This window comes from Sporosarcina sp. SAFN-010, from assembly GCF_059415065.1.
On the sequence record NZ_JBPFDS010000003.1, the window covers coordinates 250,413 to 277,408 of the forward strand.

Annotated in this window: 31 protein-coding genes, 1 pseudogene and 1 riboswitch; of the genes and pseudogenes, 30 read left to right on the top strand and 2 right to left on the bottom strand. The window is 38.0% G+C overall.

What is annotated here, in order from left to right; genetic code table 11:
• Positions 1-19: 19 nt before the first annotated feature.
• Positions 20-433: a hypothetical protein gene (locus ACR65F_RS05845; RefSeq protein WP_440503607.1), complete on the bottom strand. Its 414-nt coding sequence runs from the start codon at positions 431-433 to the stop codon at positions 20-22.
• Between the two features lie 252 nt (positions 434-685).
• Between ACR65F_RS05845 and ACR65F_RS05850 the strand changes: the two genes are divergently transcribed.
• From ACR65F_RS05850 to ACR65F_RS05860, 3 genes are all read left to right on the top strand, one after another.
• On the top strand, positions 686-1,030 hold the full coding sequence (locus tag ACR65F_RS05850) for a hypothetical protein (RefSeq protein ID WP_440503608.1): 345 nt from the start codon (positions 686-688) through the stop codon (positions 1,028-1,030).
• Positions 1,031-1,231: 201 nt separating this feature from the next.
• Positions 1,232-1,474 carry a hypothetical protein gene (locus ACR65F_RS05855; protein WP_440503609.1) on the top strand — a complete coding sequence of 81 codons (243 nt, stop codon included), beginning with the start codon at positions 1,232-1,234 and terminating at the stop codon, positions 1,472-1,474.
• Between the two features lie 74 nt (positions 1,475-1,548).
• Entirely contained in the window at positions 1,549-1,725 is a 177-nt protein-coding gene (locus ACR65F_RS05860; protein ID WP_440503610.1) for a hypothetical protein, read from the top strand.
• A gap of 622 nt (positions 1,726-2,347) precedes the next feature.
• Here ACR65F_RS05860 and ACR65F_RS05865 read toward each other — a convergent pair.
• On the bottom strand, positions 2,348-2,788 hold the full coding sequence (locus ACR65F_RS05865; protein ID WP_440503611.1) for a DUF3888 domain-containing protein: 441 nt from the start codon (positions 2,786-2,788) through the stop codon (positions 2,348-2,350).
• 100 nt (positions 2,789-2,888) lie between these two features.
• Between ACR65F_RS05865 and ACR65F_RS05870 the strand changes: the two genes are divergently transcribed.
• From ACR65F_RS05870 to ACR65F_RS06000, 27 genes and pseudogenes are all read left to right on the top strand, one after another.
• Positions 2,889-3,020, top strand: a complete 132-nt coding sequence (locus ACR65F_RS05870) for a hypothetical protein (protein ID WP_440503612.1) — start codon at positions 2,889-2,891, stop codon at positions 3,018-3,020.
• Between the two features lie 96 nt (positions 3,021-3,116).
• A complete protein-coding gene (locus ACR65F_RS05875) occupies positions 3,117-4,130 on the top strand; it encodes a S66 family peptidase (RefSeq protein ID WP_039044565.1) in 1,014 nt (337 codons plus the stop codon).
• Positions 4,131-4,279: 149 nt separating this feature from the next.
• Positions 4,280-4,813 carry a DUF5412 family protein gene (locus tag ACR65F_RS05880; protein ID WP_440503613.1) on the top strand — a complete coding sequence of 178 codons (534 nt, stop codon included), beginning with the start codon at positions 4,280-4,282 and terminating at the stop codon, positions 4,811-4,813.
• Between the two features lie 104 nt (positions 4,814-4,917).
• A complete protein-coding gene (locus ACR65F_RS05885) occupies positions 4,918-5,496 on the top strand; it encodes a DapH/DapD/GlmU-related protein (RefSeq protein ID WP_440503614.1) in 579 nt (192 codons plus the stop codon).
• A 1,280-nt stretch (positions 5,497-6,776) separates the two neighbouring features.
• Positions 6,777-6,877: riboswitch (purine riboswitch) on the top strand.
• A 109-nt stretch (positions 6,878-6,986) separates the two neighbouring features.
• Positions 6,987-7,502 (top strand): 5-(carboxyamino)imidazole ribonucleotide mutase, encoded by a 516-nt coding sequence (gene purE, locus ACR65F_RS05890; protein WP_440503615.1) that lies wholly within the window; start codon positions 6,987-6,989, stop codon positions 7,500-7,502.
• Complete coding sequence (gene purK / locus ACR65F_RS05895) at positions 7,486-8,619, top strand: 5-(carboxyamino)imidazole ribonucleotide synthase (protein WP_039044562.1); 1,134 nt, start codon at positions 7,486-7,488, stop codon at positions 8,617-8,619. Before purE ends, purK begins: the two co-directional genes overlap by 17 nt.
• 65 nt (positions 8,620-8,684) lie before the next feature.
• Positions 8,685-9,404 carry a phosphoribosylaminoimidazolesuccinocarboxamide synthase gene (gene purC, locus ACR65F_RS05900; protein WP_039044561.1) on the top strand — a complete coding sequence of 240 codons (720 nt, stop codon included), beginning with the start codon at positions 8,685-8,687 and terminating at the stop codon, positions 9,402-9,404.
• Entirely contained in the window at positions 9,397-9,651 is a 255-nt protein-coding gene (gene purS, locus ACR65F_RS05905; RefSeq protein ID WP_025784384.1) for a phosphoribosylformylglycinamidine synthase subunit PurS, read from the top strand. The genes purC and purS overlap by 8 nt, the downstream gene beginning before the upstream one ends.
• Positions 9,648-10,334 (top strand): phosphoribosylformylglycinamidine synthase subunit PurQ, encoded by a 687-nt coding sequence (gene purQ, locus ACR65F_RS05910; RefSeq protein WP_440503616.1) that lies wholly within the window; start codon positions 9,648-9,650, stop codon positions 10,332-10,334. The genes purS and purQ overlap by 4 nt, the downstream gene beginning before the upstream one ends.
• Entirely contained in the window at positions 10,318-12,537 is a 2,220-nt protein-coding gene (gene purL, locus ACR65F_RS05915) for a phosphoribosylformylglycinamidine synthase subunit PurL (protein ID WP_440503617.1), read from the top strand. The genes purQ and purL overlap by 17 nt, the downstream gene beginning before the upstream one ends.
• Positions 12,522-13,934 (top strand): amidophosphoribosyltransferase, encoded by a 1,413-nt coding sequence (gene purF, locus ACR65F_RS05920; protein WP_440503618.1) that lies wholly within the window; start codon positions 12,522-12,524, stop codon positions 13,932-13,934. The genes purL and purF overlap by 16 nt, the downstream gene beginning before the upstream one ends.
• Positions 13,935-13,953: 19 nt before the next feature.
• The gene (gene purM / locus ACR65F_RS05925) at positions 13,954-14,988 is read left to right on the top strand and encodes a phosphoribosylformylglycinamidine cyclo-ligase (RefSeq protein ID WP_440503619.1); all 1,035 of its coding nucleotides are present in this window, start codon (positions 13,954-13,956) and stop codon (positions 14,986-14,988) included.
• On the top strand, positions 14,985-15,572 hold the full coding sequence (gene purN, locus ACR65F_RS05930) for a phosphoribosylglycinamide formyltransferase (RefSeq protein ID WP_440503620.1): 588 nt from the start codon (positions 14,985-14,987) through the stop codon (positions 15,570-15,572). Before purM ends, purN begins: the two co-directional genes overlap by 4 nt.
• Before the next feature lie 72 nt (positions 15,573-15,644).
• On the top strand, positions 15,645-17,177 hold the full coding sequence (gene purH, locus ACR65F_RS05935) for a bifunctional phosphoribosylaminoimidazolecarboxamide formyltransferase/IMP cyclohydrolase (RefSeq protein ID WP_440503621.1): 1,533 nt from the start codon (positions 15,645-15,647) through the stop codon (positions 17,175-17,177).
• 53 nt (positions 17,178-17,230) lie between these two features.
• Complete coding sequence (gene purD, locus ACR65F_RS05940) at positions 17,231-18,502, top strand: phosphoribosylamine--glycine ligase (protein WP_440503622.1); 1,272 nt, start codon at positions 17,231-17,233, stop codon at positions 18,500-18,502.
• 509 nt (positions 18,503-19,011) lie between these two features.
• On the top strand, positions 19,012-19,287 hold the full coding sequence (locus ACR65F_RS05945; RefSeq protein WP_039044553.1) for a YesK family protein: 276 nt from the start codon (positions 19,012-19,014) through the stop codon (positions 19,285-19,287).
• 184 nt (positions 19,288-19,471) lie between these two features.
• On the top strand, positions 19,472-19,801 hold the full coding sequence (locus tag ACR65F_RS05950) for a hypothetical protein (RefSeq protein ID WP_440503623.1): 330 nt from the start codon (positions 19,472-19,474) through the stop codon (positions 19,799-19,801).
• 154 nt (positions 19,802-19,955) lie between these two features.
• Positions 19,956-20,348, top strand: a complete 393-nt coding sequence (locus ACR65F_RS05955; RefSeq protein WP_440503624.1) for a topoisomerase — start codon at positions 19,956-19,958, stop codon at positions 20,346-20,348.
• Between the two features lie 373 nt (positions 20,349-20,721).
• Positions 20,722-21,300, top strand: a complete 579-nt coding sequence (locus ACR65F_RS05960; protein ID WP_440503625.1) for a histidine phosphatase family protein — start codon at positions 20,722-20,724, stop codon at positions 21,298-21,300.
• Between the two features lie 89 nt (positions 21,301-21,389).
• Positions 21,390-21,560, top strand: a complete 171-nt coding sequence (locus ACR65F_RS05965) for a hypothetical protein (protein ID WP_440503626.1) — start codon at positions 21,390-21,392, stop codon at positions 21,558-21,560.
• 467 nt (positions 21,561-22,027) lie between these two features.
• The gene (locus tag ACR65F_RS05970; protein ID WP_440503627.1) at positions 22,028-22,201 is read left to right on the top strand and encodes a DUF3221 domain-containing protein; all 174 of its coding nucleotides are present in this window, start codon (positions 22,028-22,030) and stop codon (positions 22,199-22,201) included.
• Between the two features lie 99 nt (positions 22,202-22,300).
• The gene (locus tag ACR65F_RS05975; RefSeq protein WP_440503628.1) at positions 22,301-22,738 is read left to right on the top strand and encodes an NUDIX hydrolase; all 438 of its coding nucleotides are present in this window, start codon (positions 22,301-22,303) and stop codon (positions 22,736-22,738) included.
• 25 nt (positions 22,739-22,763) lie between these two features.
• Positions 22,764-23,303 (top strand): annotated as a pseudogene (locus tag ACR65F_RS05980) (histidine phosphatase family protein).
• 387 nt (positions 23,304-23,690) lie between these two features.
• Complete coding sequence (locus ACR65F_RS05985) at positions 23,691-23,999, top strand: hypothetical protein (RefSeq protein ID WP_440503629.1); 309 nt, start codon at positions 23,691-23,693, stop codon at positions 23,997-23,999.
• A gap of 130 nt (positions 24,000-24,129) precedes the next feature.
• Positions 24,130-24,615, top strand: a complete 486-nt coding sequence (locus ACR65F_RS05990) for a tetratricopeptide repeat protein (RefSeq protein ID WP_440503692.1) — start codon at positions 24,130-24,132, stop codon at positions 24,613-24,615.
• A gap of 139 nt (positions 24,616-24,754) precedes the next feature.
• Positions 24,755-25,792, top strand: coding sequence for a beta-carotene 15,15'-monooxygenase (locus ACR65F_RS05995; protein WP_440503630.1), 1,038 nt, complete (start codon positions 24,755-24,757; stop codon positions 25,790-25,792).
• Between the two features lie 190 nt (positions 25,793-25,982).
• Entirely contained in the window at positions 25,983-26,996 is a 1,014-nt protein-coding gene (locus ACR65F_RS06000) for a S66 family peptidase (protein WP_440503631.1), read from the top strand.

Sequence of the window (26,996 nt, forward strand, 5' to 3'; positions counted from 1 at the left end):
ATTAAAAGAGACTTTGTTGTCACTCAAAGTCTCTCTCTTTTCTTCGGTTTATTAAAATGGAGAGAAGGTTAGTAGAGGTGAGTTTTTTTTGATAGACCTTCAATTCATTTTCTATGTTGTTTAATCGTTCGTTCTGAATTAGTTGGATCTCGTCATTAGACTTAATGGTTGATTTCAAATCATTTATGACAGAAACTAATTCGGAAATAGACTCGTTCAATTGTCTACTTTCAACATGTCCACGTTGATAGAAAAATACCGCTAATGCAAGAGATGCAACCCCTAAAAGTATGCCCGTCCATGTAATGAAGTTTCTTTCGCCGGACAGACCGAAAGCAGCATAGATAGTCGCGAGTAAAATAACAATAAATAGTATTACTGCTACTAAGCCATATGTAGACATAAAGTTTTTCAACTTGTTGATTTTCTTCATCCCCCTTTTTTTGTTTTCAAAAGTATGTTACCAACTTATAAAGAATTGTAAAGAGGGAGATTGCATATAGACAGATTTGGACAATAACGTGTCGTAACAGCACCTTAGTATGAGGTGTTTTTTTAATTACTCTAAATTGGGTGATTATGGTATGATGGGATAAATAGATTTTGTTCCGCAATCGGGCCATTTAGGGTTAAAGCGTAACTTGAAAAATGGAATACTCTTGTATTGATGAGGAGGCTTGAAAGTTTGAAAAAACTTTTATTAAGTTTAATTATTATTATGATTATGATTATGATTTTTTTATACTCTTATCAATATCCAATAATGAGTAATGAGGAAGCGATAGCCAGCGCTAAAAAATACTTGCAATTACAGGAAGAAGAAAAGAGTAAGTCATTAGAAAAAACGGATTGGAATAATACTCCGTCAGAAAATATCAGTGTATCGTTACATCAAAAGATCGGGTTTTGGAATAAACTTACAAATAAAATGGAGTGGGAAGTAACATTAACCTATCAAAAACAGTACCCAATGGTTGTTATAGACGCCTATACAGGTAAACTTATTGGAATTTATGGACCGTCAAATTGAGTAAATTCAGGAGTACAATCAATAAACGATAGCTTTAAGTGAATTAAATTTGTACTTCAATCGGGCCAGATAAAAGATTAATTGTTGTATTCAAGTTCGGGCTTTAATACTAAATTTAAGAAGGAGGAGAAGAAAATTATTGGTTTAATAGTATTATTATTTCTCTTATTACTAATCTCTTTAAATATTGGATCCTTCTTATTGTTGAAAAGAGAAAATCTTAGTTTAGTTATTATTTTAGGAATTATTATGATGATGCTTTTCGATGTTCTTGGTATTAAAGGTGGAGAATTATTTCTTCGTTTCGGAGGAGGAGAAGGCCATGGTTATTTTGCAGCAATGTGTGCTGTGTTTACTTTCGTTAATGGATTTCTACTTGTAACGACCGTAATTATCATGTTTATTATCAGAGTAATAAGAAATAAAAAAAGAATTTCCTCGTAATACAATCGGGGGCGTTGACTGAACAACTAATACGCACCAAACGGGCCAGATTTAGTAAAAGAGAGGCTTCGCATATGAATAACAAGTGGTACGGGGTATATGCCATGATATTAGGTATTGTATCTTTTTTTACAGGTGAAATTGTCACTTTCATAATGCTTGGTTTTATATTAATAGCTTTAATTAACATCAACACAACCTTGAAAGTATATTTCAAAAAAGACAATGAACAGAAAGAGAAAGATGAATAAATCGCTTTCAAAATGCTTTCATTCGTTCAGTTATCGGGGGCGTTTGTTGAACAACAAGAGATCGTCTATTGACGGTCTTTTTTATGTCGTATTTGGACCATGATGTGTAGTAGCGAGACTTTTAAAAGGAAAGGTCCGTTAAGTGGTTAATTATGGTATTATCATACTGATTAGTTTTTCAACTATCATTAAGGACTTTTAAGGGCGGTTCAGAATCTTCATTGCTCGATAGGGTTGAATAACTGATTGAGTAATGTTAATTATTAATTTTTAAGGTGGTTCATCTATGAGATTAAAAAATTTATTTGGAACATTACTTGGCTTTACCATAGCACTTTTAATACTTGGGTTTTGGCGAGTATGATTGGAGTTTATGGATTATATGTTTGATAGGTGCAACAATTGGTCATTTTGCAATTGCTTTTATCTCGAAAATCAACTAAAAAAATAAGTAAAAGTAAAAGTGTAAATGGTTTATTCGGTTTTTTTAAGCAAAAGGTTGCGTTTATTGAAAAAGTCAACATACTAATTGTTGGCTTTTTTATCTCGCAGTGGGACGATAACGTGTCGTAACAATACCTTATATGAGATGTTTTTTAAATAACTCCCAATTGGTAGAAGCCTATTTTGATTCTGAAGGAAATTCATACGTCTTCAGATGAATGTGATTTATCAATTTGACTGTAGGTCCTGAAGAAATCTCATAGGTCATTCGGTCTTTCCCTATGGGAATCCAGTGTCCACCATCGGTAGGCTCGATTTCAAATGTAATTTGCAATTGAAAGCCCCGAAAGTCATTAACTCTTCTTGTTTCTATCACCTCAATATCCCAAGGAGCTACATGAGGTGAAAAATCCTTAACAATCTTCGGATGATAAAAGATATTTAAGTCATTTTCAATATAAGGAGTAAGCATAACCATGAGCATGTCCTGTAACCTAAGCTCTTCAGAGTCTTGAGTTGGTTCAGCTGATGAAACGATTGTTGTCTGATTAGAAGTAGTTAGAACTAGGGTTAAGATAAAAACAAGGGATAGGATAAAAGCGATCAACATCTTTCTCATTCTCATTAATCCACCTCTTTACGACTTTATCTAATCAGTTATATTGTTACCATTTTCCGAATGAAGTATGCGCTTATTGAAACTATGAGGGGGGCGTTAGTTGAATAACATGAAATCGGAAATTGATATTTTTCTTTATGTCGCATTCAGGACGATAACGTGTCGTATGAACACCTTATATGAGATGTTTTTTTATTACTCAGAATTTGGTGATTATGGTACGATGGAATAAATAGATATTGTTCCGCTAACGTGCCAGAAGAAGTAGATATTTATCTGTTTAAATTTTAATGTCAAAATTATATCAAACTAAGGTGGATGGTTAAACATGATAAAGTATCCAATCCTAGAAAAGGATGCAATGATAGGCGTAACTGCACCATCATCTGGAGTACCGAGTGAATTACATGGATTATTAAACTCTGCATTTAAAAGTATGGAAAAGAAAGGTTTCCACATAATTAGTGATGAAACCGCTTGGACTCAGGATAAGGCAAAATCTGCGTCGGCTAAAAAACGTGCGGAAGAGTTTAATAAAATGATGATTGATGAAGAGATACAACTAATTATTCCACCTTGGGGTGGAGACCTACTTATTGAGACTCTTGAGTATATTGACTTTGAAAACATACAGAATAAATGGATATTGGGTTATTCCGACATTAGTACCCTACTGTTAGCAATCACATTAAAAACTGGGGTTGCTACTGCTCATGGAACAAATTTAGTGGATTTAAGGGGAGAGTATTCTGATGATACAACAGCCATGTGGCAATCTGTTTTATCCACTAAAATGGGTGAATCGATTCTCCAACATTCATCGGAAAAATATCAGAAAGAATGGCAACATGATAACCCTACTCCTAATATTTTCAATCTAACAGAACAAACTTACTGGAAATCAACTGAAAATAAAAAGGTTAAGGTGCAGGGCCGTTTACTTGGCGGATGTATTGACACAATTAGGCATTTAGTTGGCACACCATATGGCGATGTACAGAATTTCAAGAAAAATTATATTGAGGGAGATTCTATCATTTGGTATCTCGAGGGTTGCGAGTTATCAACCACTGACTTACGTAGATCACTCGTACAAATGAAATTCGCTGGTTGGTTTGAGAATTGTACTTGTATTATGTTTGGTAGAAGTCCTGCCAATACACCTGTTGAAAATTATACAGTTGAAGATGTCTATAATGAACTTTCAAAAGAGCTTCAGATTCCTCTCTTATACGATATTGATTGCGGTCATGTTCCACCACAAATCACCTTCATAAATGGAGCATACGCTCAAGTTGAATCAGATAATGGTCAAGGTACTATATTACAAACCCTTAAATAAAATTGTCCGGATATTAAATAACCAATGTGAACCTAACGGGAGCGTTTGTCGAATTCATATATTCCACAATCAGGCACGTTTACGTGTAGAGGAATATTATAAGAATAATTATTATTTGAACTTATAAAGAGGGAATTATTATTTTAATTTTGTTTGGTCTCTTAATTTCTTTTGTTACGGTAATTATATTTTTGATATTATCGGTTAAGATTATAATCTCATTTATTAAAAAGAAACCATTTCCTAAAAAATTATTGTTTGCAATGTTATTTGGGGTTATATTGGTATCCTCAATCTATGTATATAAGGTGTATTCTTTTACATTTGATAATATTGATAAAGAATTCATCCAAAACGGACCTGGTCCTGTTTTATCGCCTACTGAGGAATATACGGCAAATGCTTATTATGAACCATATGGTGGTGCAGCAGGAGGAGTTAATGTGTGGGTAGAAATAACAAAACATCATGAAAATAACAATAAGAAAATAATTTATTATAGTGATGCAAATGACAATACTCTTCTGGACTGGGTAGATGAAAAAACGTTATTCATAACCAACTCAGGACCTTATAACAACAGTATTAAATTAGATGTGGAAACAGAGATTTATCATGATAGAGGATTAGCATGTCGGAGTTGGTTAATGAAGGATGAGTATGAAACTTGTCATCAAAAATAGTCTTTTATTGTAAAACTAACGGGGGCAATAAACAAATAAGTCCCGTGCGCAATCTGGCCATTTTGTTGCATAAATGAATTTCACGGTGGAGGGGAATGATTAAAATGGAACTAGAAAAACTTTTATCAAAGATGGCAATAGAAGGTGTGATTCATGGCGGTTCAGAGATTAATGAGGCAATGGGTGCAGTATCAGATGAAACGAGATCATTATGTGCACAAATGAATAATGGTGTTTATACTAACGATCAAATTAGACAACAAGTTTCTAAAATTATAGGTCGAGATTTAGATGAAGGTTTTTCTTTGTTTTTACCCTTTACAGCAGACTTTGGAAAGAATATTAAAGTTGGAAAAAATGTATTTATTAATTCTGGGTGTCGGTTCCAAGATCAAGGTCAAATCATTATTGGAGACCAATGTTTGATTGGTCATAATGTGGTTTTGGCAACAATAAATCATGATTATAACCCATTAAATAGAGGAACCCTGCATCTAAAACCAATTGTATTGAAAGAGAACACTTGGATTGGTTCCAGTTCAACTATACTTCCCGGCGTTACAGTCGGTGAAAACTCAATAGTTGCTGCTGGATCAGTAGTTACTAGAGATGTCGCCCCTAACACAATTGTCGGCGGAAATCCTGCAAAATTCATATCAAATTTAGAGGATAAAATAAAATAATAATCACTTCAAATACAAATAATTCCGATTACTATTTATGAATACTCGATTGACCGGCTTATCTACTGAAATCGCGTGCGATGGCTTCACAAGTAATCACCCCCAATACCGCAATCGGGGGCTGATTGCTGAATGAGTTTTACTGAAGTCAACATACTAATTGTTGGCTTTTTTATGTCGCATCCGGACTCTAATGTGTAGAGAGATATTATTAACGAAATCCCTCTAAAATTCGGATTATGTTACCACCATAATCAAGTTCTACAACTACCATGAAGTTTGGTTGTAAGGTCCTGTTTGATCTTTGTTTTTCAAATGAATTAGGAACTGAATCTATAAATTTTATTATCAGACAAGAACAGGAAAGTGAGTATGCATCAACTGAGAAGATTGTAGAGATTGTATTTGCATCTGCGGTTCAATATGATCAAAATGAACATAAGATGGTTTCACGAATCAGACAAATAGATTCATTCATACCAGAAGTTTCAAATTGAATTTAAAAGGATTATCATTACAAATTTTCACTCTTTGATCTGTAATATTCCGGAAATATCTTTTGTGAAAATATCCAACTCAAGACCGAATTGCCAGTCCAACAACGGTATATAAAGTAACCACCCTGCTTACTGTGCAGTTAGCGGAGGGTGGTTACTTTTTTCTTTTGGTGTGTAGCGCAGTTACAACAGTTGCTGTCACTGCTCTATCGATTCCACTTTTCTCAAATTCATAAAATGATCAGCTCATTCTATAATAATTGGTTGTCGGATCTCTGTTTCATTTTTTCAAATCAAATTAAGAAGCAATCCAACCAGCGTTTATCACAAGTTAACCAATACCGAAAAACATCGGAACAAATGCATTGATTCTACACAGACTTTTTCAACAGAGACATCAGAGAACTTCCTCATTGGTATTCCATGACTAAGAACCATACCAGTTTAATAGTTAGAATACCAACCTAAGTGCTTTACCTAGAGTTGAACCAACGTTCTTAGAGTCAAAAGTGGTTTTGGCGCTCTAAGAAAGGGAAGTCTGATGGCAATTTTCTAGGAACCCAAAAAGCACAATGTTTTAGCTAAGAAAGTTGCTCACTCCAAGAACTATAGAATCAGCTATGGAATTCTATCAATTTGTTTTTTTATCGAAATGAAGAAAATTACTAATACATACAGTTGTTCAGCACTCTTCAAACGTCTAAATACGAACATTTTTGTTCAATTCAACTAAAAGTGTTCGCCTTTTCTGTTGACGTTATGTTAATCGATTGTTAAGATGATTACGAACTTACTTATATCTCTCATATATCCCGGGAATATGGCCCGAACGTTTCTACCCGATAACCGTAAATTATCGGACTATGAGAGAAAGTGCACCCTTTACTTAGGATAGGTCTGTCCTTTTTTGTAAAAGGCTACTTATCTAGGGCAGGGAACTTTCTCTTTTTCGAGAAAGTTCCCTGTCCGTTTTTTTATTTCTACAAATCATCTATGTATGCAAATGTGGGAGGGAAGACAGTGAACGCACAAGTTGGAGTCATTATGGGAAGTGTTTCCGATTGGGAAACGATGAAACATGCGTGTGAATCATTGGATCAAGTCGGGATTCCTTATGAAAAGCAAGTAGTTTCCGCACACCGTACACCTGAATTGTTATTTGAGTACGCAGAATCTGCACGAGAACGAGGCTTGAAGGTCATTATCGCCGGGGCTGGCGGGGCTGCTCATCTACCTGGTATGACGGCGGCTAAGACAACATTGCCTGTTATTGGAGTTCCTGTTCAATCAAAAGCGTTAAATGGAATGGACTCATTGCTTTCAATTGTCCAAATGCCTGGCGGAGTACCTGTTGCGACTGTTGCAATTGGAAAAGCTGGTGCCACCAATGCAGGTTTATTAGCAGCTCAAATTCTCGGCAGTTGTAATGCTGAAGTTGCCGATAGATTAGAAACAATCCGAAATGAAACGAAAGTAAAGGTGTTAAAAAGCAATGACCAACTTACCTAACGTAATTTTACCAGGACAAACAATTGGCATCATCGGCGGCGGCCAGCTGGGAAGAATGATGGCTTTGTCTGCGAAGGCTATGGGTTTTCGTATTGCAGTATTAGATCCAACAAAGGACTGTCCATGCGGGCAAATTGCTGATATTGAAATTAATGGCGCCTATGACGACTTAGATGCGATCCAACAACTTGCTGAAGTGAGCGATGTCATTACGTATGAATTCGAGAATGTAAGTTTTGAAGCATTAGCGTGGTTAGAAGAGCATAGTTACTTGCCACAAGGAGCAGAACTTTTAAAATCTACACAGAATCGAATCACAGAAAAAGACGCAATCACGAAAGCAGGAGCTCAGGTTGCACCATACGGAATCGTGAAAAATGTAACGGACATTCATGAGAACATCAATACGTTAGGGTATCCATGTGTGATGAAAACAACTCGTGGAGGATACGATGGAAAAGGACAACTTGTGATTCAATCAGAGTCTGATATTGCACAAGCTTCGGACCTTCTGAAAAACGGTACATGTGTCATTGAAAAATGGATTCCATTTACAAAAGAAATCTCTGTAATCGTCACTCGAAAAACAACTGGTGAAATGAAATGTTTCCCTGTTGCAGAAAATATCCATCATGAGAACATTTTGCACAAAAGTATTGTTCCTGCACGAATTAGTGGGGATACCTCGCGCAAAGCGACAGAGCTTGCGAAGCAATTAGCGGAGCGGCTAAATCTTGTCGGTACGTTAGGTGTTGAAATGTTTGTAACCGAACAGGAAGAGATTCTCATAAATGAATTGGCACCGCGCCCTCATAACTCAGGTCATTATACGATGGAAGCATGTCAGACATCGCAATTTGAACAACATATTCGGGCAGTGTGCAATTGGTCTTTAGGGAAAACGGATTTAATGAGCCCTGTTGTGATGGTCAATATTCTCGGCGAGCATGTGGAGGACCTTCTAAGGGTGATTCCTGAAGCAAAGAATTGGAAAGTTCATCTATATGGCAAGAAAGATGCGATTACGAAACGTAAAATGGGTCATGTAAATGTATTACGAAACTCAGTGGAACAAGCACTCGCTGAGATTGAACAAAGTAGAATTTGGAATCACTAATTGAGTCAAGACGTTTAGAATCTATCTATAAAAAAACATTATTCTTTACTGCGGAGGTTCTTCAGATGGAAAAGCGAGAATTGCTATATGAAGGCAAGGCCAAAAGAATTTATGCAACAGAGGATCAGAACGTTGTATGGGCAGAATACAAGGATTTTGCAACAGCCCTCAATGGTGAGAAAAAAGAAGAAATCGCTGGTAAAGGTGTATTGACGAACGGCATTACTAGCCTTCTATTTTTAAAGCTTCATGAGGCAGGAATTCCAAGTCATTTTATTAAACAGATTTCCGAAACTGAGCAACTCATCAAGAAAGTCACGATCATTCCTCTTGAAGTGGTAACCCGCAATATTGTTGCTGGTAGCCTGTCCAAACGACTTGGAGTAGAAGAAGGTCAGCCGTTAAAACAACCAATTGTTGAATTTTATTACAAAGATGATGCGCTTGGAGATCCTTTGTTAACCGAAGCACATATTCAAGAATTAAACCTCGCAACTGAAGAGGAAGTACTGCTTTTGAAACAAAAAGCCTTGGAAGTGAATACAATTTTATCAAGCCTTTTTGCTGAAATAGGAGTTCGTTTAATAGACTTCAAGTTAGAGTTTGGAAAACTTGCTGATGGTGAAATTCTTTTAGCAGATGAAATTTCTCCAGATACGTGCCGATTGTGGGACGCTGAAACAGAAGAAAAGCTCGATAAGGATGTATTCCGTCGTGATCTAGGAAATTTAGTTGATGGTTATCAAACAATCTATTCAAAACTAGGAGGGCGTCAATATGTATAAAGTAAAGGTATTTATCACGTTAAGAGAAAATGTTTTGGATCCCCAAGGTACAGCCGTGGAATCTGCTTTACACAGTATGGCGTTTGAGGCCGTTCGTGACGTCCGGATTGGCAAATACATGGAGTTGACCATTGAAAAAACCGATCAAAATATCGACGACGCAATTAAAGAAATGTGTGAGCGCCTTTTAGCCAATACAGTTATTGAAGATTATCGCTATGAAATCGAGGAGGTTGTCGCGCTGTGAAATTTGCTGTGATCGTATTTCCGGGCTCCAACTGTGATATCGATATGTTTCATGCCATTCAGGACGAATTAGGTGAAGAAGTAGAATACGTACCGCATACAGCGGATAGCTTAGAGGGATTTGATGGGATACTTTTGCCTGGCGGTTTCTCCTATGGAGATTATCTCCGCACAGGCGCAATTGCTCGCTTCTCAAAAATAATGGCGGAAGTGGTAAAAGCGTCGGCTGCAGGAGTTCCAATACTAGGCGTATGTAATGGTTTTCAGATCTTATTGGAAGCTGGATTATTACCGGGAGCGATGCGGAAAAACCGTGATCTAGCATTCATTTGTAAACAAACACAGCTAAAAGTAGAAAATAATACGACGATGTTTACGACTAGCTACGAAAAGGGAGAAACGATTACTCTACCAATTGCTCACGGTGAAGGCAATTACTATTGCGATGAAGAAACGTTGTCACAGTTAAAGGAAAACAATCAAATTGCATTTACGTATGATGTGGATAATCCAAATGGCAGCTTAGAGAATATTGCAGGAATCGTAAATGAAAACGGAAACGTATTAGGAATGATGCCTCATCCGGAACGTGCCGTCGATCGTTTACTTGGAAGTGAAGACGGATTAAAGCTATTTCAATCAATCGTAAGAAATTGGAGGGAAAGTTATGTCGTTAATGCTTGAGCCAAGTCCGGAAATGATTAAATCACAACGTGAATATGCAGCTATGGGTCTTACAGATGAAGAGTTTGTAATGGTTGAAAACATGCTAGGACGCACACCGAACTATACCGAAACAGGTTTGTTTTCTGTTATGTGGTCAGAGCACTGTTCCTATAAAAATTCCAAGCCTATTTTAAAAAGGTTTCCAACCTCTGGGGAACACGTGCTTCAAGGACCTGGGGAAGGTGCAGGAATTGTCGACATTGGTGATGGGCAAGCGGTCGTTTTCAAAATCGAGAGCCACAATCACCCATCTGCAATCGAGCCTTATCAAGGTGCAGCAACTGGAGTTGGCGGGATTATCCGCGATGTGTTTTCAATGGGTGCTCGTCCAATCGCCGTATTAAATTCACTACGTTTCGGTGAATTGGAAAATGCTCGAGTAAAGTATTTGTTCAAAGAAGTGGTTGCGGGAATTGGCGGATACGGGAATTGTATTGGTATCCCAACAGTCGGCGGCGAAATTCAATTCGATCCTTCCTACGAGGGGAATCCACTGGTCAATGCCATGTGCGTCGGTTTGATCAACCATGAAGATATTCAAAAAGGACAAGCCCACGGAGCCGGCAATAGTGTCATGCACGTCGGAGCAAAAACGGGTCGTGATGGCATTCACGGAGCAACTTTTGCATCAGAAGAATTGACGGATTCGTCTGAAGGGAATCGTCCAGCAGTTCAAGTTGGAGATCCTTTCTTGGAGAAACTGCTAATGGAAGCTTGCCTTGAGCTAATTCAGCATGATGCACTTGTTGGGATCCAGGATATGGGAGCAGCAGGCCTTGCAAGCTCATCAGCGGAGATGGCGTGTAAAGCAGGTATGGGAATTGAGATGAATCTTGACCTTGTCCCTCAGCGTGAACCCGGAATGACCGCTTATGAAATGATGCTATCAGAATCTCAAGAGCGAATGCTCATTGTCGTTAAAAAGGGCAGCGAACAAGAAATTGCAAAACTATTTGCGAAGTATAATCTTGAAGCAGTAGCTGTCGGATCTGTTACGGAAGAGAAAATGCTGAAACTTACCCATAAAGGCGAAGTTGTTGCGAACGTTCCAGTTGATGCTTTGGTAGAAGAAGCACCCGTTTATTACAAACCATCTAGTGAACCACAATATTTCCGTGACTTTCAAGCAATGACAAACGTAGCTCCTGTTATTGATGACTATAAAGAAACGTTGGTTGGTTTACTTTCACAGCCCACAATTGCAAGTAAAGAGTGGGTTTATAATCAGTTCGACACTATGGTGAGGACGAATACAGTTGTCCCTCCAGGTTCCGACGCTGCTGTTGTAAGAATTCGCGAAACGAACAAGGCGTTAGCCATGACTACAGATTGTAATGCCCGTTATCTTCACCTGGATCCAGAAGTTGGAGGGAAAATTGCTGTAGCTGAAGCTGCTCGCAATATCGTATGTTCAGGAGCTGAACCATTAGCGGTTACGGATAACTTGAACTTTGGAAATCCTGAAAAACCGGAGATTTTCTGGCAAATCGAGAAAGCGGCAGATGGAATTAGTGAAGCTTGCAAAATCTTGAGTACACCTGTTATTGGTGGCAATGTATCCCTTTATAACGAGACAAATGGTGAGGCGATTTATCCGACACCTGTTATCGGAATGGTAGGTCTTATCAAAGATCTAGCCCATATCACAACGCAGGAATTCAAAAATTCAGGTGACCTGATATATGTCATTGGGGATGCGAAAACAGAATTCGGAGGCAGTGAGCTGCAAAAAATGACGGAAGGAAAAATCTTCGGTAAGTCTCCTTCTATCAACTTGGAACTAGAAATGCTGCGCCAGCAACAGCTGTTAAGAGCCATTCAAAATGGATGTGTTGCTTCTGCTCATGATCTCTCAGAAGGCGGTCTTGCAGTTGCTTTGTCAGAATCACTTTTCGGAACAAATTTAGGTGCCCGTATTATTGTTCATATGGAAGCAGTTACAGAATTATTTAGTGAAACTCAATCTAGATTTGTTGTATCGGTTGCCCCTGAACAACGTGTTGCTTTTGAAAGCATTGTTCAAGATGCAAGGTGTATAGGTACGGTCACGAATAATAAAATTTTAACCATTTCCCATGAGCAAGACGGTTTGTTAATCGATACAAGTGTTCAATCATTAGAGCAGGCTTGGAAAGGTGCGATTCCATGCTTGCTGAACTAAAGGGATTAAATGAGGAGTGTGGCTTGTTTGGCATCTGGGGACACCCGGATGCTGCGCAAGTAACCTATTACGGATTACACAGCCTGCAGCATCGCGGTCAAGAAGGAACAGGGATGGTTTTGGCGAAAGACGGAAAGCTGTCTAGTGTAAAAGGTGAAGGATTAGTAACGGAAGTCCTCACTGCAGAGAAGATGCAGACTTTGTCTGGAAATGCAGCAATTGGCCATGTCCGCTATACAACGGCGGGCGGAGGCGGTTATGAAAATGTCCAGCCTCTGTTATTTAACTTTCAAAATGAATCGATGGCGATGGCTCACAATGGAAATATCGTGAATGCGGATCAGTTGAAATCAGAATTGGAAGCACAAGGCAGTATTTTTCATAGCACATCTGACACTGAAGTACTCGCACATTTGATTCGAAAAGGCGGTTCTTCAGAGTTGAAAAGTCGTATTACAAATGGACTTAACTCATTAAAAGGCGCGTATGCGTATTTAATCATGACGGATACAGAAATGTTCGTCGCAATGGATCCGAACGGACTTAGACCTTTATCACTTGGGCTGCTAGGTGACGCTTATGTTGTCGCATCTGAAACGTGTGCGCTGGATATAGTAGGAGCGGATTTCCTCCGAGATATTGAACCAGGAGAACTGCTGATCATCAATGATGAGGGAATCACGAGTGAACGGTTCGCTGTTTGCAAACAACGGTCCATGTGTACGATGGAGTATGTGTACTTTTCTCGTCCTGATAGCAACATTGATGGCATTAATGTTCATACAGCACGCAAAAATCTCGGCAAGCAGCTCGCAATTGAAAAATTAATTGAGGCGGATGTTGTGACCGGTGTTCCTGACTCCGGCAATTCAGCAGCAATTGGATATGCGGAAGCGAGTGGCATTCCTTATGAAATGGGATTACTGAAAAATCGTTATGTCGGCCGGACGTTCATTCAACCTTCTCAATCGTTAAGAGAACAAGGTGTGAAAATGAAACTGTCTCCTGTTCGCGGGGTTGTTGAAGGAAAAAGAGTCGTTATGGTAGACGATTCGATTGTCCGCGGCACGACCAGCAAAAGGATTGTACAAATGTTGAAAGAGGCGGGCGCGACAGAAGTCCATGTCCTCATCAGCTCGCCTCCTATTAAAAATCCATGTTTTTACGGGATTGACACATCCGATAAAGACGAGTTGATTGCCGCTAAAAAATCAGTTGAAGAAATTCGTGAACTTATTGGCGCGGACTCTCTCACATTTTTAAGTGTTGAAGGCACAGTTGAAGCAATCGGAAGACCATTTGAAGGTGAGAACCGAGGACAGTGTCTCGCTTGCTTTAACGGAAAGTATCCTACTGAGATCTATTCCGATCAAGAAATAGATTTCATAAAATGCTGAGTGAAGGAGACCTCAATCCATGTCAAATGCATACAAATCGGCGGGAGTAGATATTGAAGCAGGATACGAAGCTGTCTCTCGCATGAAAAAACATGTACAGAAAACGATGCGGCCGCAAGTACTAAACGGACTTGGCGGATTCGGCGGGATGTTTGATTTATCCCACCTAGACTTACGTGAACCGGTACTTGTCTCAGGTACAGATGGAGTAGGAACGAAGCTTTTACTTGCGATGATGATGGATCAGCACGAAAGTATCGGCATCGACTGTGTAGCTATGTGCGTGAACGATATTATCGTACAAGGTGCAGAACCTCTGTATTTTTTAGACTACATTGCTTGTGGAAAAGCAGATCCTGAAAAGATTGAAAGTATCGTAAAAGGTGTCTCGGATGGTTGTGTCCAAGCAGGTTGTGCATTAATCGGGGGCGAGACGGCTGAAATGCCGGGTCTGTATAGCGAGGAAGAGTATGACTTAGCAGGTTTTACAGTAGGTGCTTGTGAAAAACAGGATTTGATAACTGGGGAAAACATTCAAGCAGGCGATTGCATTATCGGATTAGCTTCAAGTGGCATTCACAGTAACGGGTATTCACTCGTACGCAAAATTTTGTTAGAAGATGCAGCAATGGATCTAGCTGAATTCATTCCTGAACTTGGGTGTGACCTCGGAGAAGAACTCTTAAAGCCTACGAAGATTTACGTAAAGTCTATTTTAGCTGCATTGAAAGAGTATGAAATTAAAGGAATGGCTCATATAACGGGGGGTGGATTCATAGAAAACCTCCCTAGAATGATGCCAGGAGATTTAGGTGTGGAAATCCAGTCTGGTACTTGGGAAATCCATCCTATATTTAGTCTTATAGAGGAGACTGGGAGTATCCCACGAGAGGATATGTACAATATCTTTAATATGGGGATAGGAATGGCGCTTGTAGTGAATGAGGCATCAGCCGATGAACTCGTTTCTTCTTTTGAAAAGCATGGCGAACAAGCCTATCGAATTGGGAAAGTTGTCAATCAACCCGGTGTCTCTTTTATAGGTGAAGCATGAAGAAAATTGCAGTATTTGCATCAGGGAGCGGCAGTAACTTCCAAGCAATTGTGGATGCAGTAAACGCAGGAACACTAGATGCAGAAATTCGTTTGTTAGTGTGTGATCAACCATCAGCGGCTGTTTTACAAAGAGCTCAACAAGCTAGAATCGATAGGTTTTGCAAATCCCCTAAAGATTTCGTTGACAAAACAGCGTTTGAAAAGGAAATTGTTCAGCAGCTTAAATCACGTGATATTGAGTTCATCGTGCTCGCTGGATATATGCGACTGATTGGGACTGCGATTCTGAAGGAATATCCGGAGTCGATTGTTAATATCCATCCTTCGTTATTGCCGGATTTTCCAGGGAAAGATGCTATTGGACAAGCAATGGATGCTGGTGTTCAAGTAAGTGGTATGACTATACATTATGTCGATGCAGGTATGGATACAGGTCCTATTATTGCTCAAACCGAAATTCAGATACATGCAAATGATTCAAGAGATGACGTACAAAAACGAATTCAACAGGCAGAGCATATTTGCTACCCAAAAGTACTTCAGGAGCTGTTCACCAAAGAAACAACAAATACTGCTCCTTGATTTGTTGGGAAAGTATTTTAATCAGTAATGGATAGATGACATACTCGCGCATATATGGGGAGGAAAATTCGGATGAAACGTGCATTGCTTAGTGTTTCAGATAAAACAGGAATTGTTGAGTTTGCGAAAGGTCTGAAAGAGACAGGATTTGAAATCGTGTCTACTGGAGGAACAAAAAAAACACTCGCTGAACATGGAATTGAAGTGATCGGGATCGAGGAAGTAACGAAATTTCCTGAAATTATGGACGGCAGAGTGAAAACATTGCATCCTAACGTTCATGGAGGGTTATTGGCAAGAAGAAATGATGACGCACATCTTGCTCAATTAGCTGAGCATCATATTCAGCCAATCGATTTAGTTTGTGTCAATTTATATCCATTCCAACATACAATCGCAAAACCTGACGTTACTCCCGAAGAAGCGATTGAAAACATCGATATTGGCGGTCCGACAATGCTTCGTTCTGCTGCGAAAAACCACGAATTCGTGACAGTAGTTGTAGATCCGTCAGATTATGACATCGTGCTCGCTCAGTTTTCGGAAAACGGCGAAGTCTCTGGGCAAAAGAAACGCCAGCTTGCAGCAAAAGTATTCCGTCATACAGCTGCCTATGATGCAGTAATCTCCGAGTATATGACTCAGCTTGCAGAAGAAGAGAACCCTGAAAGTGTAACGCTTACGTATAATTTAAAACAATCTCTTCGTTACGGTGAAAATCCCCATCAGAACGCTTCTTTTTATCAAAAACCATTAGGCTCTACGTTTTCTGTAGCCTATGGCACGCAATTACATGGTAAGGAGTTATCTTACAACAATATCAATGATGCAGACGCAGCGTTACTCATTGTCCGTGACTTTGAACAACCAGCGGCAGTTGCTGTAAAGCATATGAACCCATGTGGAGTAGGTGTCGGTGAAACCCTTGCTGAAGCATTCAGAAAAGCTTACGAAGCAGACTCGACTTCGATTTTCGGAGGAATCATCGCGTTGAATCGTGAAGTGGATTTAGAAACGTCAATGATGCTAAAAGATATCTTTCTAGAAATCATCATTGCACCTTCATTTACGAAGGATGCATTAGATGTTTTAACAGCTAAAAAGAATATTCGATTGTTGACTGTCGATTTTAAAGGAGAACGTAAAAACGAGCAAAAAACGACATCGATCCAAGGTGGATTACTTGTTCAGGATTTAGACACGTACGGGTTCGATCAGGCAACGATTTCCATCCCGACAAAGCGTGAACCTTCTGAAGAAGAATGGGCTGCACTAAAGTTAGGTTGGAAAGTTGTGAAACATGTGAAATCCAATGCAATTGTCGTTAGCGGAGAACAGATGACATATGGAATTGGCGCAGGACAAATGAACCGCGTTGGTGCAGCAAATATCGCGCTTGCGCAAGCAGGTGACAAGGCAACTGGTGCTGCACTCGCATCCGATGCATTTTTCCCAATGGATGACACAGTCGAAGCGGCAGCCAAAGCTGGGATTACTGCGATTATCCAGCCAGGCGGATCTGTCCGTGATGAGGATTCCATTAAAAAAGCAGACGAATACGGTATTGCAATGGTCTTTACAGGCGTTCGCCATTTTAAACACTAAGTTTTGAATGCTAAAACAACGTACATATTTTCATTAAACCTAGAGGTGATTCCATGAACGTATTAGTGATTGGCAGAGGCGGTCGCGAGCATGCGCTGGCGAAGAAACTATCGATGAGTAACGGTGTGCAAACAGTATTTGTAGCTCCAGGCAATCCTGGGATGGAAGATGTGGCAGAACTTGTTCCAATTCCTGAAGAAAATCATAAAGATCTCATTGCTTTCGCTAAAGAACGAAACGTTTCATTGACGATCGTAGGACCCGAAACACCATTGGTCAATGGCATTGTGGACGATTTCAAAGCGGCAGGACTACGCGTATTCGGTCCTGACAAACGGTCTGCCATTATTGAAGGAAGTAAAACCTTCGCTAAAGAGCTAATGAAGATGTATAGAATTCCAACTGCTGCTTATGAAACATTTACAGATTTTGAAACTGCGATGAAATACTTAGATGTAGTTGGCGTACCAATTGTGATAAAAGCAGATGGACTTGCTGCTGGAAAAGGTGTCGTCGTTGCTCAAACGAATGAAGAAGCGGTTGAAGCACTACAAGACATGCTCGTGCAATCGAAATTCGGAAAAGCTTCAGCATCTGTTATTATGGAAGAATTTTTGGAAGGCGAAGAGTTTTCATTAATGGCTTTTGTGAATGGTAAGAATGTCTATCCAATGGTGATTTCTCAAGACCATAAGCGGGCATTTGACGGTGACACCGGACCGAATACAGGAGGAATGGGTGCTTATTCTCCAGTGCCGCAAATTCCTCAACGAGTTATTTCTGATGCCATCGAACTAATCTTGGAGCCTACTGCGTATGCGATGGTAGCAGAAGATCGCTCTTTTACTGGCGTTCTCTATGCAGGAGTTATCGTAACTAAGAAAGGACCGAAAGTAATAGAATTCAATGCCCGCTTCGGCGACCCAGAAACACAAGTCGTATTGCCCCGATTGAAAAACGATTTAGTTGAAACGTTGCTCGCTGTTCTCGATCGTCAGTCTTACGAACTTGAATGGGACGAAGCATCTGTAGTGGGAGTAGTGGTCGCAGCTGAAGGTTATCCAGGGGAATTCGTCAAAGGAACTCCGTTAGTTGGTTTGAATTCGATTAGTGCAGTTGTAGATATTTTTCACGCAGGTACTTCGAAGAATGAAAACGGGGACTATGTGACGAATGGTGGCAGAGTGTTGCTTGCAACTGCGAAGGGAAAAGATCTTCTTGAAGCGAGCGAGTTGGTTTATAAAGAGTTAGAGAAGATTCATGAAGAGGGAGTATTTTGGAGAAGTGATATTGGACATCGCGCTATTGAATATGATTTTAAGTGAAATTTTTTGTCCAGAGTGAGATTCTAGAAATATTGTGAATCAAGAGGGAAGAGAGTTTTAAATTTCACCTTTAGGAACTCATTATTCTGAAAACCCACACCTAGATCTATTTACTAGGTGTGGGTTTTTGTCATTACTCTTATAAGCTAAAAATTGTTTCACACATTGTCATTAACCTTAAGGTATGAAATCTATTATTCAAATAAATTCTGATAATTGACTGGAGGTTTGGTATAATATAGTAGATATATTAAATTCGGAAATTCAACAACCGGACTAAACTGTCTGTGAAGACTGTTGTTTTCCGCTTCAGACTGCACGTTTTCCAAGGGGCGTGGCTTGAGCCTACTCGATCGCGAAAATTACTTGCCCTCGGGATCTCAAGACGCACGATGATCCATTCGGAGTCGGCCGTCTTCCGCTACAAGCAACAGAGCATATTAATATCAATAGCTTCTTTTTCAAACGGTCCAATTTTCAAAGGTAAATTAAATAAGTGAGGTGATAGTATGAATGCATTTATGTTAGAAGGATGGACGCCTATATTACTTTCGGGGATTTTGTTTATGGTAATCGTTTTCTTCATTTCTCGAAAAGTATCAAAAAGAGCTTTATATTCACTGGCGTTAGTATTGAGTTTAATCTGTATTGGCGTAGTTATTTTGAGTATGACGGTTGTTGGTGGTTGGGAAGGTATGGGAATAGCGATTGTTGCGATTAGTATTCTCATAGGAATATGGATAGGCACCATAATTGGTATTGCGAACAGAAAAGTAAGTATATAAATTATCCAGAAACGGGGGTAGTTATGTAACAAGCGCTGCTGGATTAATCGGTCTAAATAATCAATACAGTAAATGAATCAATGTAAGTTTGAAACAGGTCAATCAAATGTATAAGTGATCATCTAAAAGCTGTAAATTTTCGGTCGTCCAATAATAGACTAAATCAAAGTTAGGTGGAGAAAATATGATTTGGTTGCTTTTGCTGTTATATGCAATATTTATTTATTACTTCATTTTGAAGTGTGATTCTAAAACCTCTTCGACAATATTTTCTCTATTATCAGGGATATTTTTAATTTTGACAATCGCTCCTTTGTGGAGTGATAAACTTTTTACGATTTTTATAAATATAAGTGCGTTCTTTCCATTTGTCCTTGGAGCACTAGGCATTATATTGGGTTGGTTTGGAATTAAAGGTGGGGTTAGAGGAATCTTATTAGTTACAAATATCCTAGCAATATTCTTTTATCTTATCGTATTTCTAATAGGGACAGTGGGTTTTCAAGAACCATAACTTGGAAGTCTTTGTTTAATTCCTAAATCAGGCCATTTAGTTGCCGGATATCATTATTAATTTTTGAAACCTTCACCAATAGTTAATGTCAAATTTACGTATGGAGAATTGTTGTAGAATGTGCAACTTATTTTGAAAGGGGAATTTAGAAGCGGTGAAAAAAGCTATGTTTTCAGGAATTTTATTTTGTTCAATCTTGTTAGTTGGATGTAATACAACCGAGGTATTAGAAAGCGAGCAGGAATTAATGGTTTCTCAGAAAAACTTGGAGGATGATGGTATATCAAATTTAATATCTGAATTACATAATGAAATAATAAAATCTATTACAGAGCAAACGGAACTTGAAAGTGATTCACTATTACTAATGATAGATGGTGGTACTGATGAATTAACAGTTGCAGTAGGTTTCCCGAAGGATGCAAAAATTGATGATACATTGATACAACAAATAGTTGAAGATTCTATTAAGAATGTTTCAGAAACAGAAACAGTTACCGAAGAAAAAATAAAGATAAATATAAAGATTGAAAAATACAAAAAATAAAGTTCTTAAAGGATACAAACAGCCTTAAAAATAAAGTAGTTTATAAGTATGTGAAAAAATGTATTTAAACTAACGGAGGCATTATCGGCAGAAGGTTAGTTCCTTAATCGGGCCATTATCTAGCTTGCAGATTGTTGCTTTATGCTCCAGACGGAACGCTTACCGAGGGGCGTGGCTTGAGCCTCCTCAGTCGCAAAAAACGCTCCCTGCGGGGTCTCAAGGCGCACGCTGATCCCTTCGGAGTCGTCCGTCTTCCGTTCCAAGCAACGGAGTGTAGTTATTATAAAGCTTGCATTCAAGAATAGGGCCATTTTGAAGCATATATATAAGCGTCTGTGTAGTTGAATTGCGGAATAGAAAAAGGGGATATTGGATGACTACCATAGGTTTAATTAGGCACGGGATAACTGATTGGAATGATCTTGGTAAATCACAAGGTACATCGGATAATCCCTTAAACAAATTAGGTAGAAAGCAAGCTATTACTGTTGGCGATAGGCTTTTAGAAGAAGGTAAATGGGATATGATTATATCCAGCGACTTATCAAGGGCAATTGAAACTGCAGAAATCATTGGAAGTAGAATAAACTTAGCTATTAGCTGTTTTGACAAGAGGATTAGAGAAATAGATTGTGGAGAAATTGAAGGAACTACAGAAGAAGTCCGGGTGGCAATATGGGGTAGCAACTGGCGTGAAATAGACTTAGGAATGGAAAGCTTTGAAGATGTAGGTAAAAGAGGTATGGAATTCATTGAAGAACTAGCCCATACATATAACGGCAAGCGAATATTAATAGTGAGTCACGGGGCCTTAATCGGTTTGACCTTACAACGTTTACTCCCTACAATGTTCCAAACAACTTATATAGATAATACCTCGCTAACAGTATTGAATAATACAAATGGAAATTGGGATTGTATTCTATACAATTGTACGAGGCATTTGATATGAGTGTTAATTACCGCAATCGGGGGCTTTTCATTGACACCACTATGTCGCAATGGAACCATTTAACTTAATCAAAGACAGGAGAAATAATAATGAGTGGAGCTATTATACTTTGGTTAGTAGGTTTATTTATTCTGTATTTCGTAATTCGTACAGCAGTAAAAGATGGAATCAACATTTCCATTGTTGGTCAACTTATTGAGAAAAAATACGATTACAAGGAAGATGAAAAACCGTTTATAAAAACCGATTTAGATGATTAAAGAAAGTGAATTATTGTTCTAGTATTAATAATGGCTGTTGTAGTATATGGGGTTTCATCCAGAATCGGGTGCGTTTGCGTGATAAGGACAGTGCATCAAACGGCCCAGATTTTTAAATAGATTCTTAAATACGTTAGTAGGTGAATTTAGATGGAAAAGTTTTTAGTTAAAACAGGTGTGTATACGTTTATTATTTCTTTTTTATTGCTATTTATAGTTATACCCAGAGAAAAAAACACGACGGATTTGAATGGAATGAGTTCAGTTGTTGAAACCTCTTATCCAGAATTTTTCTTTAATCTCGCGTGTTATTCCATAATAATTTCAATCATTGCGGTTGTAGTTATGTATTTTGTTAAGTTTAGAAATAAATAGTAAAAGTTATGTCATTGCGAAGTAATTGTGGGCGTCTGTTTTATTATCAGATGCCCCAATACTGCAATCTGTATAGCCCTGGAAATAGTATCTTGGTTGAGGATAATGAATTAGGTCTAACATGGGTTGCACTACATGAAAATGATGACATCAAAGATTATGAAGAAGGACATGAAGTGGCTGTTTGGGTAGATGGTGGAATAGACACTTCTTCACCTGCATTTACTCAAGCATTAAATATTGAAATTATAAACTCGAAACAATGATAATTCCGTTCCGTAAACGGGGGCAATTCTGAAATAAGGATTATGTCGTTAAAGGGCCAAGTTGTTGAAGATAAAGTATGAATTTCAGGAGGATATTTTATGTTTGTAGTAAATGTAGAAGGGGCTATCCATCGCAATAATAAATGGCTTTTAATCCGCAGAAGTGAAAAGGAGGAACATGCTGGAGGGGATCTTTCATTAGTTGGCGGAAAGTGTGAAATCGAAGGAAAATCATCTGATATTCTTGAACGGACCTTAAAAAGAGAAGTTTTCGAAGAAGTAGGCTGTGAAGTGACGGCCATCAAATATGTAAATAGTTCTTCTTTCGTTACTGAATCAGGGATAAATGTAATTGACGTCGTTTTTTTATGTCATCATAAATCAGGAGAACCATATGCTAAAAGCACTGAAGAAGTTGATGATGTTATTTGGATGACCACTTCAGAAATTCTTGATCATACGGATCTTCCTGTATATCTAAAGGAGAATGTTAAACTAGCGGCGAATGTGCTACAAGATAGTTTGCATGTACTATAAAAGGATTGATTTTGGAGTGATTCAGTTGAAAAGAGTTTATGTAGTACGGCATTGTGTAGCCGAGGGGCAGTCACCTGAATCGTCACTAACTGCATCAGGCTGTAGACAGGCGAATGAATTATCTATCTTTTTTGATAATGTTAAAGTTGAACGGATTATATCGAGTCCGTACAAGCGTGCCATTCAAACTATACAGCCACTTGCAAAAAGGCTAAATATTGAGATTGAAATGAAAAGCAAATTAGAATAACGAGTACTAAGTACAGAACCGTTACCAGATTGGTTTGAAAGTTTAAGAAAAACATTCGATAATCCCGACTTGAAATTTGATGGTGGAGAGTCTAGTGAAGAGGCTGCAAACCGAATTGTGGAAGTTGTCGAAGATGTTTTTAAAAGCGAGTTTGAACATACAATAATTGTGACACACGGGAATTTAATGGCTTTACTTTTGAATCATTACAACAAAGAGTTTGATTTCGATCAATGGGCAAACCTTAGTAATCCTGACATATACCTTTTAAATGCAGATAGCAGTTGTGTAACTTTTGAAAGAAAATGGAATTAACTAACAGAATAAAGACAATATTTTCATGTACCGCAATAGTTGGCGTTTGTTGAATTCATATGTACCACAATCGGACCAATTTCTGATTCTGTTATTCAAAGGATGTTCATGATGATAAAAGCTAGTGCGAAGTTTACTGTATTCTTATTTGTAGTACTAATAGTTGCACAATGGGTTTTTAGGTCGAGAATCGATTGGTTAGAAGTCATGTCTTTTTCTATACTAGGTTTTCTTTTTCATTATTTATTTGAGTGGATCGATAGGAAAGAAATATACTAAGTTTATAATTATCGGTCATAGCTGTTGCATAATGTTTGTGCTTCAATCGGTCAATTTTTTTGAAGAAGATTGACTTTGTGAATTGTAAATGATTGGGGTGGAGATTTTATGAAAGAATTTAATTATCATATTCTCGTTGCTATCGTAAATATTATACTATTGGTATTGATATGTCTTTTTTTGCTAATCGCTAGTTTTAGTGTTAGCGCACCTATAGATGATCCTATCGATAAAGTATCTCGAAACATTTCTACTGGTTTTATGTTCGTCTTGTGGGCAGTTAATTATTGGCTCCAATACAAATCCAATAAGAAAAAATGGTATCTGCCATTAACTGGAGCTGTTCTTTACGTTGCCATCGTTTTTATTGCCTTGGGGTATGTTTCCCCATTCATACGCGAGTTGCTTATTAAATAATCGTTTCCATAATCGGGAGGTTATGTAGCGTATCTCAACCAGCTGAATTAGTTGATTCAATTAAACAATATTATGAAAAACTAACTTATAAAAGCAGCGAAGCAACAAATAATGTTTGAAGGTGAAAATGATGAGAAAAGAATTAGAACGTGCTATCGTGATACGAAAAAGTGGCAATCATAAAGAATCTAACGAATTGCTTATGAAATTGGTGCAGGATTTTCCCGATAATGCGTCGATTAACTATCATTGTGCTTGGAGTTTTGATTTATTAGGGAAAGAATCTGAGGCAGTAGCTTTTTATGAAGATGCAATCAGATTAGGGTTGTCTCCCGATGAACTAGAGGGTGCTCTTTTGGGGTTGGGTAGCACATATAGAACATTAGGAGAATATGAAAAGTCAAAAAGGATATTTCAAAAAGCAATTGAGTCATTTCCAGATAATAAAGCTATTCAAACGTTCTATGCGATTACCTTGTACAACTTGAAAGAGCATAGTAAAGCTATGGAGTTGTTACTCAAATGCTTGATTGAGACAACATCTGATGATGAAATTATAAGTTATAAAAATGCTATTGAATTCTATTCTAATAAATTAGATGAAATCTGGAAGTGATTGTGAGTACTAAAATAAAAGTGGATTCACTATGAATAACAAAATAAGATATTCCAGATTCGGGGGCATTTCTCGTATAAGGTTTATGCTTCAATCGGATCAAAGAGATTGATAATGAAAAATGATTGGGGTGATAAGTATGGTGTTAAAAAAAGTTTCTTTACGAATGATATGGCCAATCCTTTTTTTACTTGTACTTGCTTTGAACTTAGCTTTATATCGCACTTCATTAGGAATTAGCATATTGCCAGTCAATACTCAACCTGTGGTTCTGGGTTCTCTTATCGACCTAACTATTGTGGCTCCCGTATTATTTTTAGCTTGGCAACGAAAAATAAGTTGGAAGTATCTTCTAACATTGATGGCCGGAGGATTAATTGTCGCTCGCTTTATGATCCCATCGCAATATTTAACTCCATTTAAGACACTTACACTAATGGGCTTTGTAGTGGAAGCTGCGTTCGTTTTGCTTGAGATACTAATATTGTTATCTCTCTTTAAATATTTGCCTGAAATCATCCAAAGTGTAAAGAAGAGCACTATACCATATTTATTTTCTTTCTCAAATGCAGTAGATCTAAAAGTAAGAAAACATCCGATTATACAAGTAATCTGTTCAGAAATGCTGATGTTCTATTATGCTTTTTGCCTTTTGAAAAAAGAGCCTGCACATAAAGAAAATACTTTTACACTTCATCAGAAATCAAGCCTGATTCCATTTTACGTGATGATGATTCATGCAATTGTAGTCGAAACTTTGGGAGTGCATTGGTGGTTATATGATAAGTCATTGATCTTATCGTTGCTATTGTTAGTTGTAAATATCTATTCAATTGCTCTATTTTTAGGAGATATCCAGGCTATACGATTTAACCCTCTGCAAATTGATAATGATCGTATGTATGTTTCTTTGGGATTAATGAAACGCATGGAGATAAGGTGGGAAGATATTGACGAGATCATAGAAGACCGTTCCACATTAGAAAAAAAGCTCACTAAGAGCACTATAGATTTTGTAGCCCGCGATTTTGAGAAAGCTTATCCGGACGTAATAATAAGATTAAAACATCCACAAGAAGCTACTTTACTTATGGGAATGAAGAAAAATTATGAGCAAGTTGCTATTCGAGTAGATGAACCAGAAAGGTTTAAAGAATTATTGAAATCTAAACTTTGATTACAAAATAATCACATGCTTGTGCACAACATAATTTAGAATCTGTAAAACTTTTTTGTTCAATCAACGAGGGCAATTCTGGAACAAGGATTTATTCCCGTTAATTAATAGGCACAGATAGAAGAAGTAGTTATTTATCTGTTTAATTTTTATTGTCGAAAGTATATCAAACTAAGGGGGATGGTTAAGCATGATAAAGTATCCAATCCTAGAAAAGGATGCAATGATAGGCGTAACTGCACCATCATCTGGAGTACCAAGTGAATTACATGGATTGTTATACTCTGCATTTAAAAGTATGGAAAAGAAAGGTTTCCACATAATTAGTGATGAAACCGCTTGGACTCAGGATAAGGCTAAATCTGCGTCTGCTAAAAAGCGTGCAGAAGAGTTTAATAAAATGATGATTGATGAAGAGATACAACTAATTATTCCACCTTGGGGTGGAGACCTACTTATTGAGACTCTTGAGTATATTGACTTTGAAAACATACAGAATAAATGGATATTGGGTTATTCCGACATTAGTACCCTACTGTTAGCAATCACATTAAAAACTGGGGTTGCTACTGCTCATGGAACAAATTTAGTGGATTTAAGGGGAGAGTATTCTGATGATACAACAGCCATGTGGCAATCTGTTTTATCCACTAAAATGGGTGAATCGATTCTCCAACATTCATCGGAAAAATATCAGAAAGAATGGCAACATGATAACCCTACTCCTAATATTTTCAATCTAACAGAACAAACTTACTGGAAATCAACTGAAAATAAAAAGGTTAAGGTGCAGGGCCGTTTACTTGGCGGATGTATTGACACAATTAGGCATTTAGTTGGCACACCATATGGCGATGTACAGAATTTCAAGAAAAATTATATTGAGGGAGATTCTATCATTTGGTATCTCGAGGGTTGCGAGTTATCAACCACTGACTTACGTAGATCACTCGTACAAATGAAATTCGCTGGTTGGTTTGAGAATTGTACTTGTATTATGTTTGGTAGAAGTCCTGCCAATACACCTGTTGAAAATTATACAGTTGAAGATGTCTATAATGAACTTTCAAAAGAGCTTCAGATTCCTCTCTTATACGATATTGATTGCGGTCATGTTCCACCACAAATCACCTTCATAAATGGAGCATACGCTCAAGTTGAATCAGATAATGGTCAAGGTACTATTTTACAAACCCTTAAATAA

Bases quoted from the DNA above. Each gene is read 5' to 3' on its own strand.
- ACR65F_RS05845 (WP_440503607.1), bottom strand. From the start codon at position 433: ATGAAGAAAATCAACAAGTTGAAAAACTTTATGTCTACATATGGCTTA.
- ACR65F_RS05860 (WP_440503610.1), top strand. From the start codon at position 1,549: ATGAATAACAAGTGGTACGGGGTATATGCCATGATATTAGGTATTGTA.
- ACR65F_RS05865 (WP_440503611.1), bottom strand. From the start codon at position 2,788: ATGAGAAAGATGTTGATCGCTTTTATCCTATCCCTTGTTTTTATCTTA.
- ACR65F_RS05875 (WP_039044565.1), top strand. From the start codon at position 3,117: ATGATAAAGTATCCAATCCTAGAAAAGGATGCAATGATAGGCGTAACT.
- ACR65F_RS05885 (WP_440503614.1), top strand. From the start codon at position 4,918: ATGGAACTAGAAAAACTTTTATCAAAGATGGCAATAGAAGGTGTGATT.
- purE (WP_440503615.1), top strand. From the start codon at position 6,987: ATGTATGCAAATGTGGGAGGGAAGACAGTGAACGCACAAGTTGGAGTC.
- purK (WP_039044562.1), top strand. From the start codon at position 7,486: ATGACCAACTTACCTAACGTAATTTTACCAGGACAAACAATTGGCATC.
- purC (WP_039044561.1), top strand. From the start codon at position 8,685: ATGGAAAAGCGAGAATTGCTATATGAAGGCAAGGCCAAAAGAATTTAT.
- purS (WP_025784384.1), top strand. From the start codon at position 9,397: ATGTATAAAGTAAAGGTATTTATCACGTTAAGAGAAAATGTTTTGGAT.
- purL (WP_440503617.1), top strand. From the start codon at position 10,318: ATGTCGTTAATGCTTGAGCCAAGTCCGGAAATGATTAAATCACAACGT.
- purF (WP_440503618.1), top strand. From the start codon at position 12,522: ATGCTTGCTGAACTAAAGGGATTAAATGAGGAGTGTGGCTTGTTTGGC.
- purM (WP_440503619.1), top strand. From the start codon at position 13,954: ATGTCAAATGCATACAAATCGGCGGGAGTAGATATTGAAGCAGGATAC.
- purN (WP_440503620.1), top strand. From the start codon at position 14,985: ATGAAGAAAATTGCAGTATTTGCATCAGGGAGCGGCAGTAACTTCCAA.
- purH (WP_440503621.1), top strand. From the start codon at position 15,645: ATGAAACGTGCATTGCTTAGTGTTTCAGATAAAACAGGAATTGTTGAG.
- purD (WP_440503622.1), top strand. From the start codon at position 17,231: ATGAACGTATTAGTGATTGGCAGAGGCGGTCGCGAGCATGCGCTGGCG.
- ACR65F_RS05945 (WP_039044553.1), top strand. From the start codon at position 19,012: ATGAATGCATTTATGTTAGAAGGATGGACGCCTATATTACTTTCGGGG.
- ACR65F_RS05950 (WP_440503623.1), top strand. From the start codon at position 19,472: ATGATTTGGTTGCTTTTGCTGTTATATGCAATATTTATTTATTACTTC.
- ACR65F_RS05960 (WP_440503625.1), top strand. From the start codon at position 20,722: ATGACTACCATAGGTTTAATTAGGCACGGGATAACTGATTGGAATGAT.
- ACR65F_RS05965 (WP_440503626.1), top strand. From the start codon at position 21,390: ATGAGTGGAGCTATTATACTTTGGTTAGTAGGTTTATTTATTCTGTAT.
- ACR65F_RS05975 (WP_440503628.1), top strand. From the start codon at position 22,301: ATGTTTGTAGTAAATGTAGAAGGGGCTATCCATCGCAATAATAAATGG.
- ACR65F_RS05985 (WP_440503629.1), top strand. From the start codon at position 23,691: ATGAAAGAATTTAATTATCATATTCTCGTTGCTATCGTAAATATTATA.
- ACR65F_RS05990 (WP_440503692.1), top strand. From the start codon at position 24,130: ATGAGAAAAGAATTAGAACGTGCTATCGTGATACGAAAAAGTGGCAAT.
- ACR65F_RS05995 (WP_440503630.1), top strand. From the start codon at position 24,755: ATGGTGTTAAAAAAAGTTTCTTTACGAATGATATGGCCAATCCTTTTT.
- ACR65F_RS06000 (WP_440503631.1), top strand. From the start codon at position 25,983: ATGATAAAGTATCCAATCCTAGAAAAGGATGCAATGATAGGCGTAACT.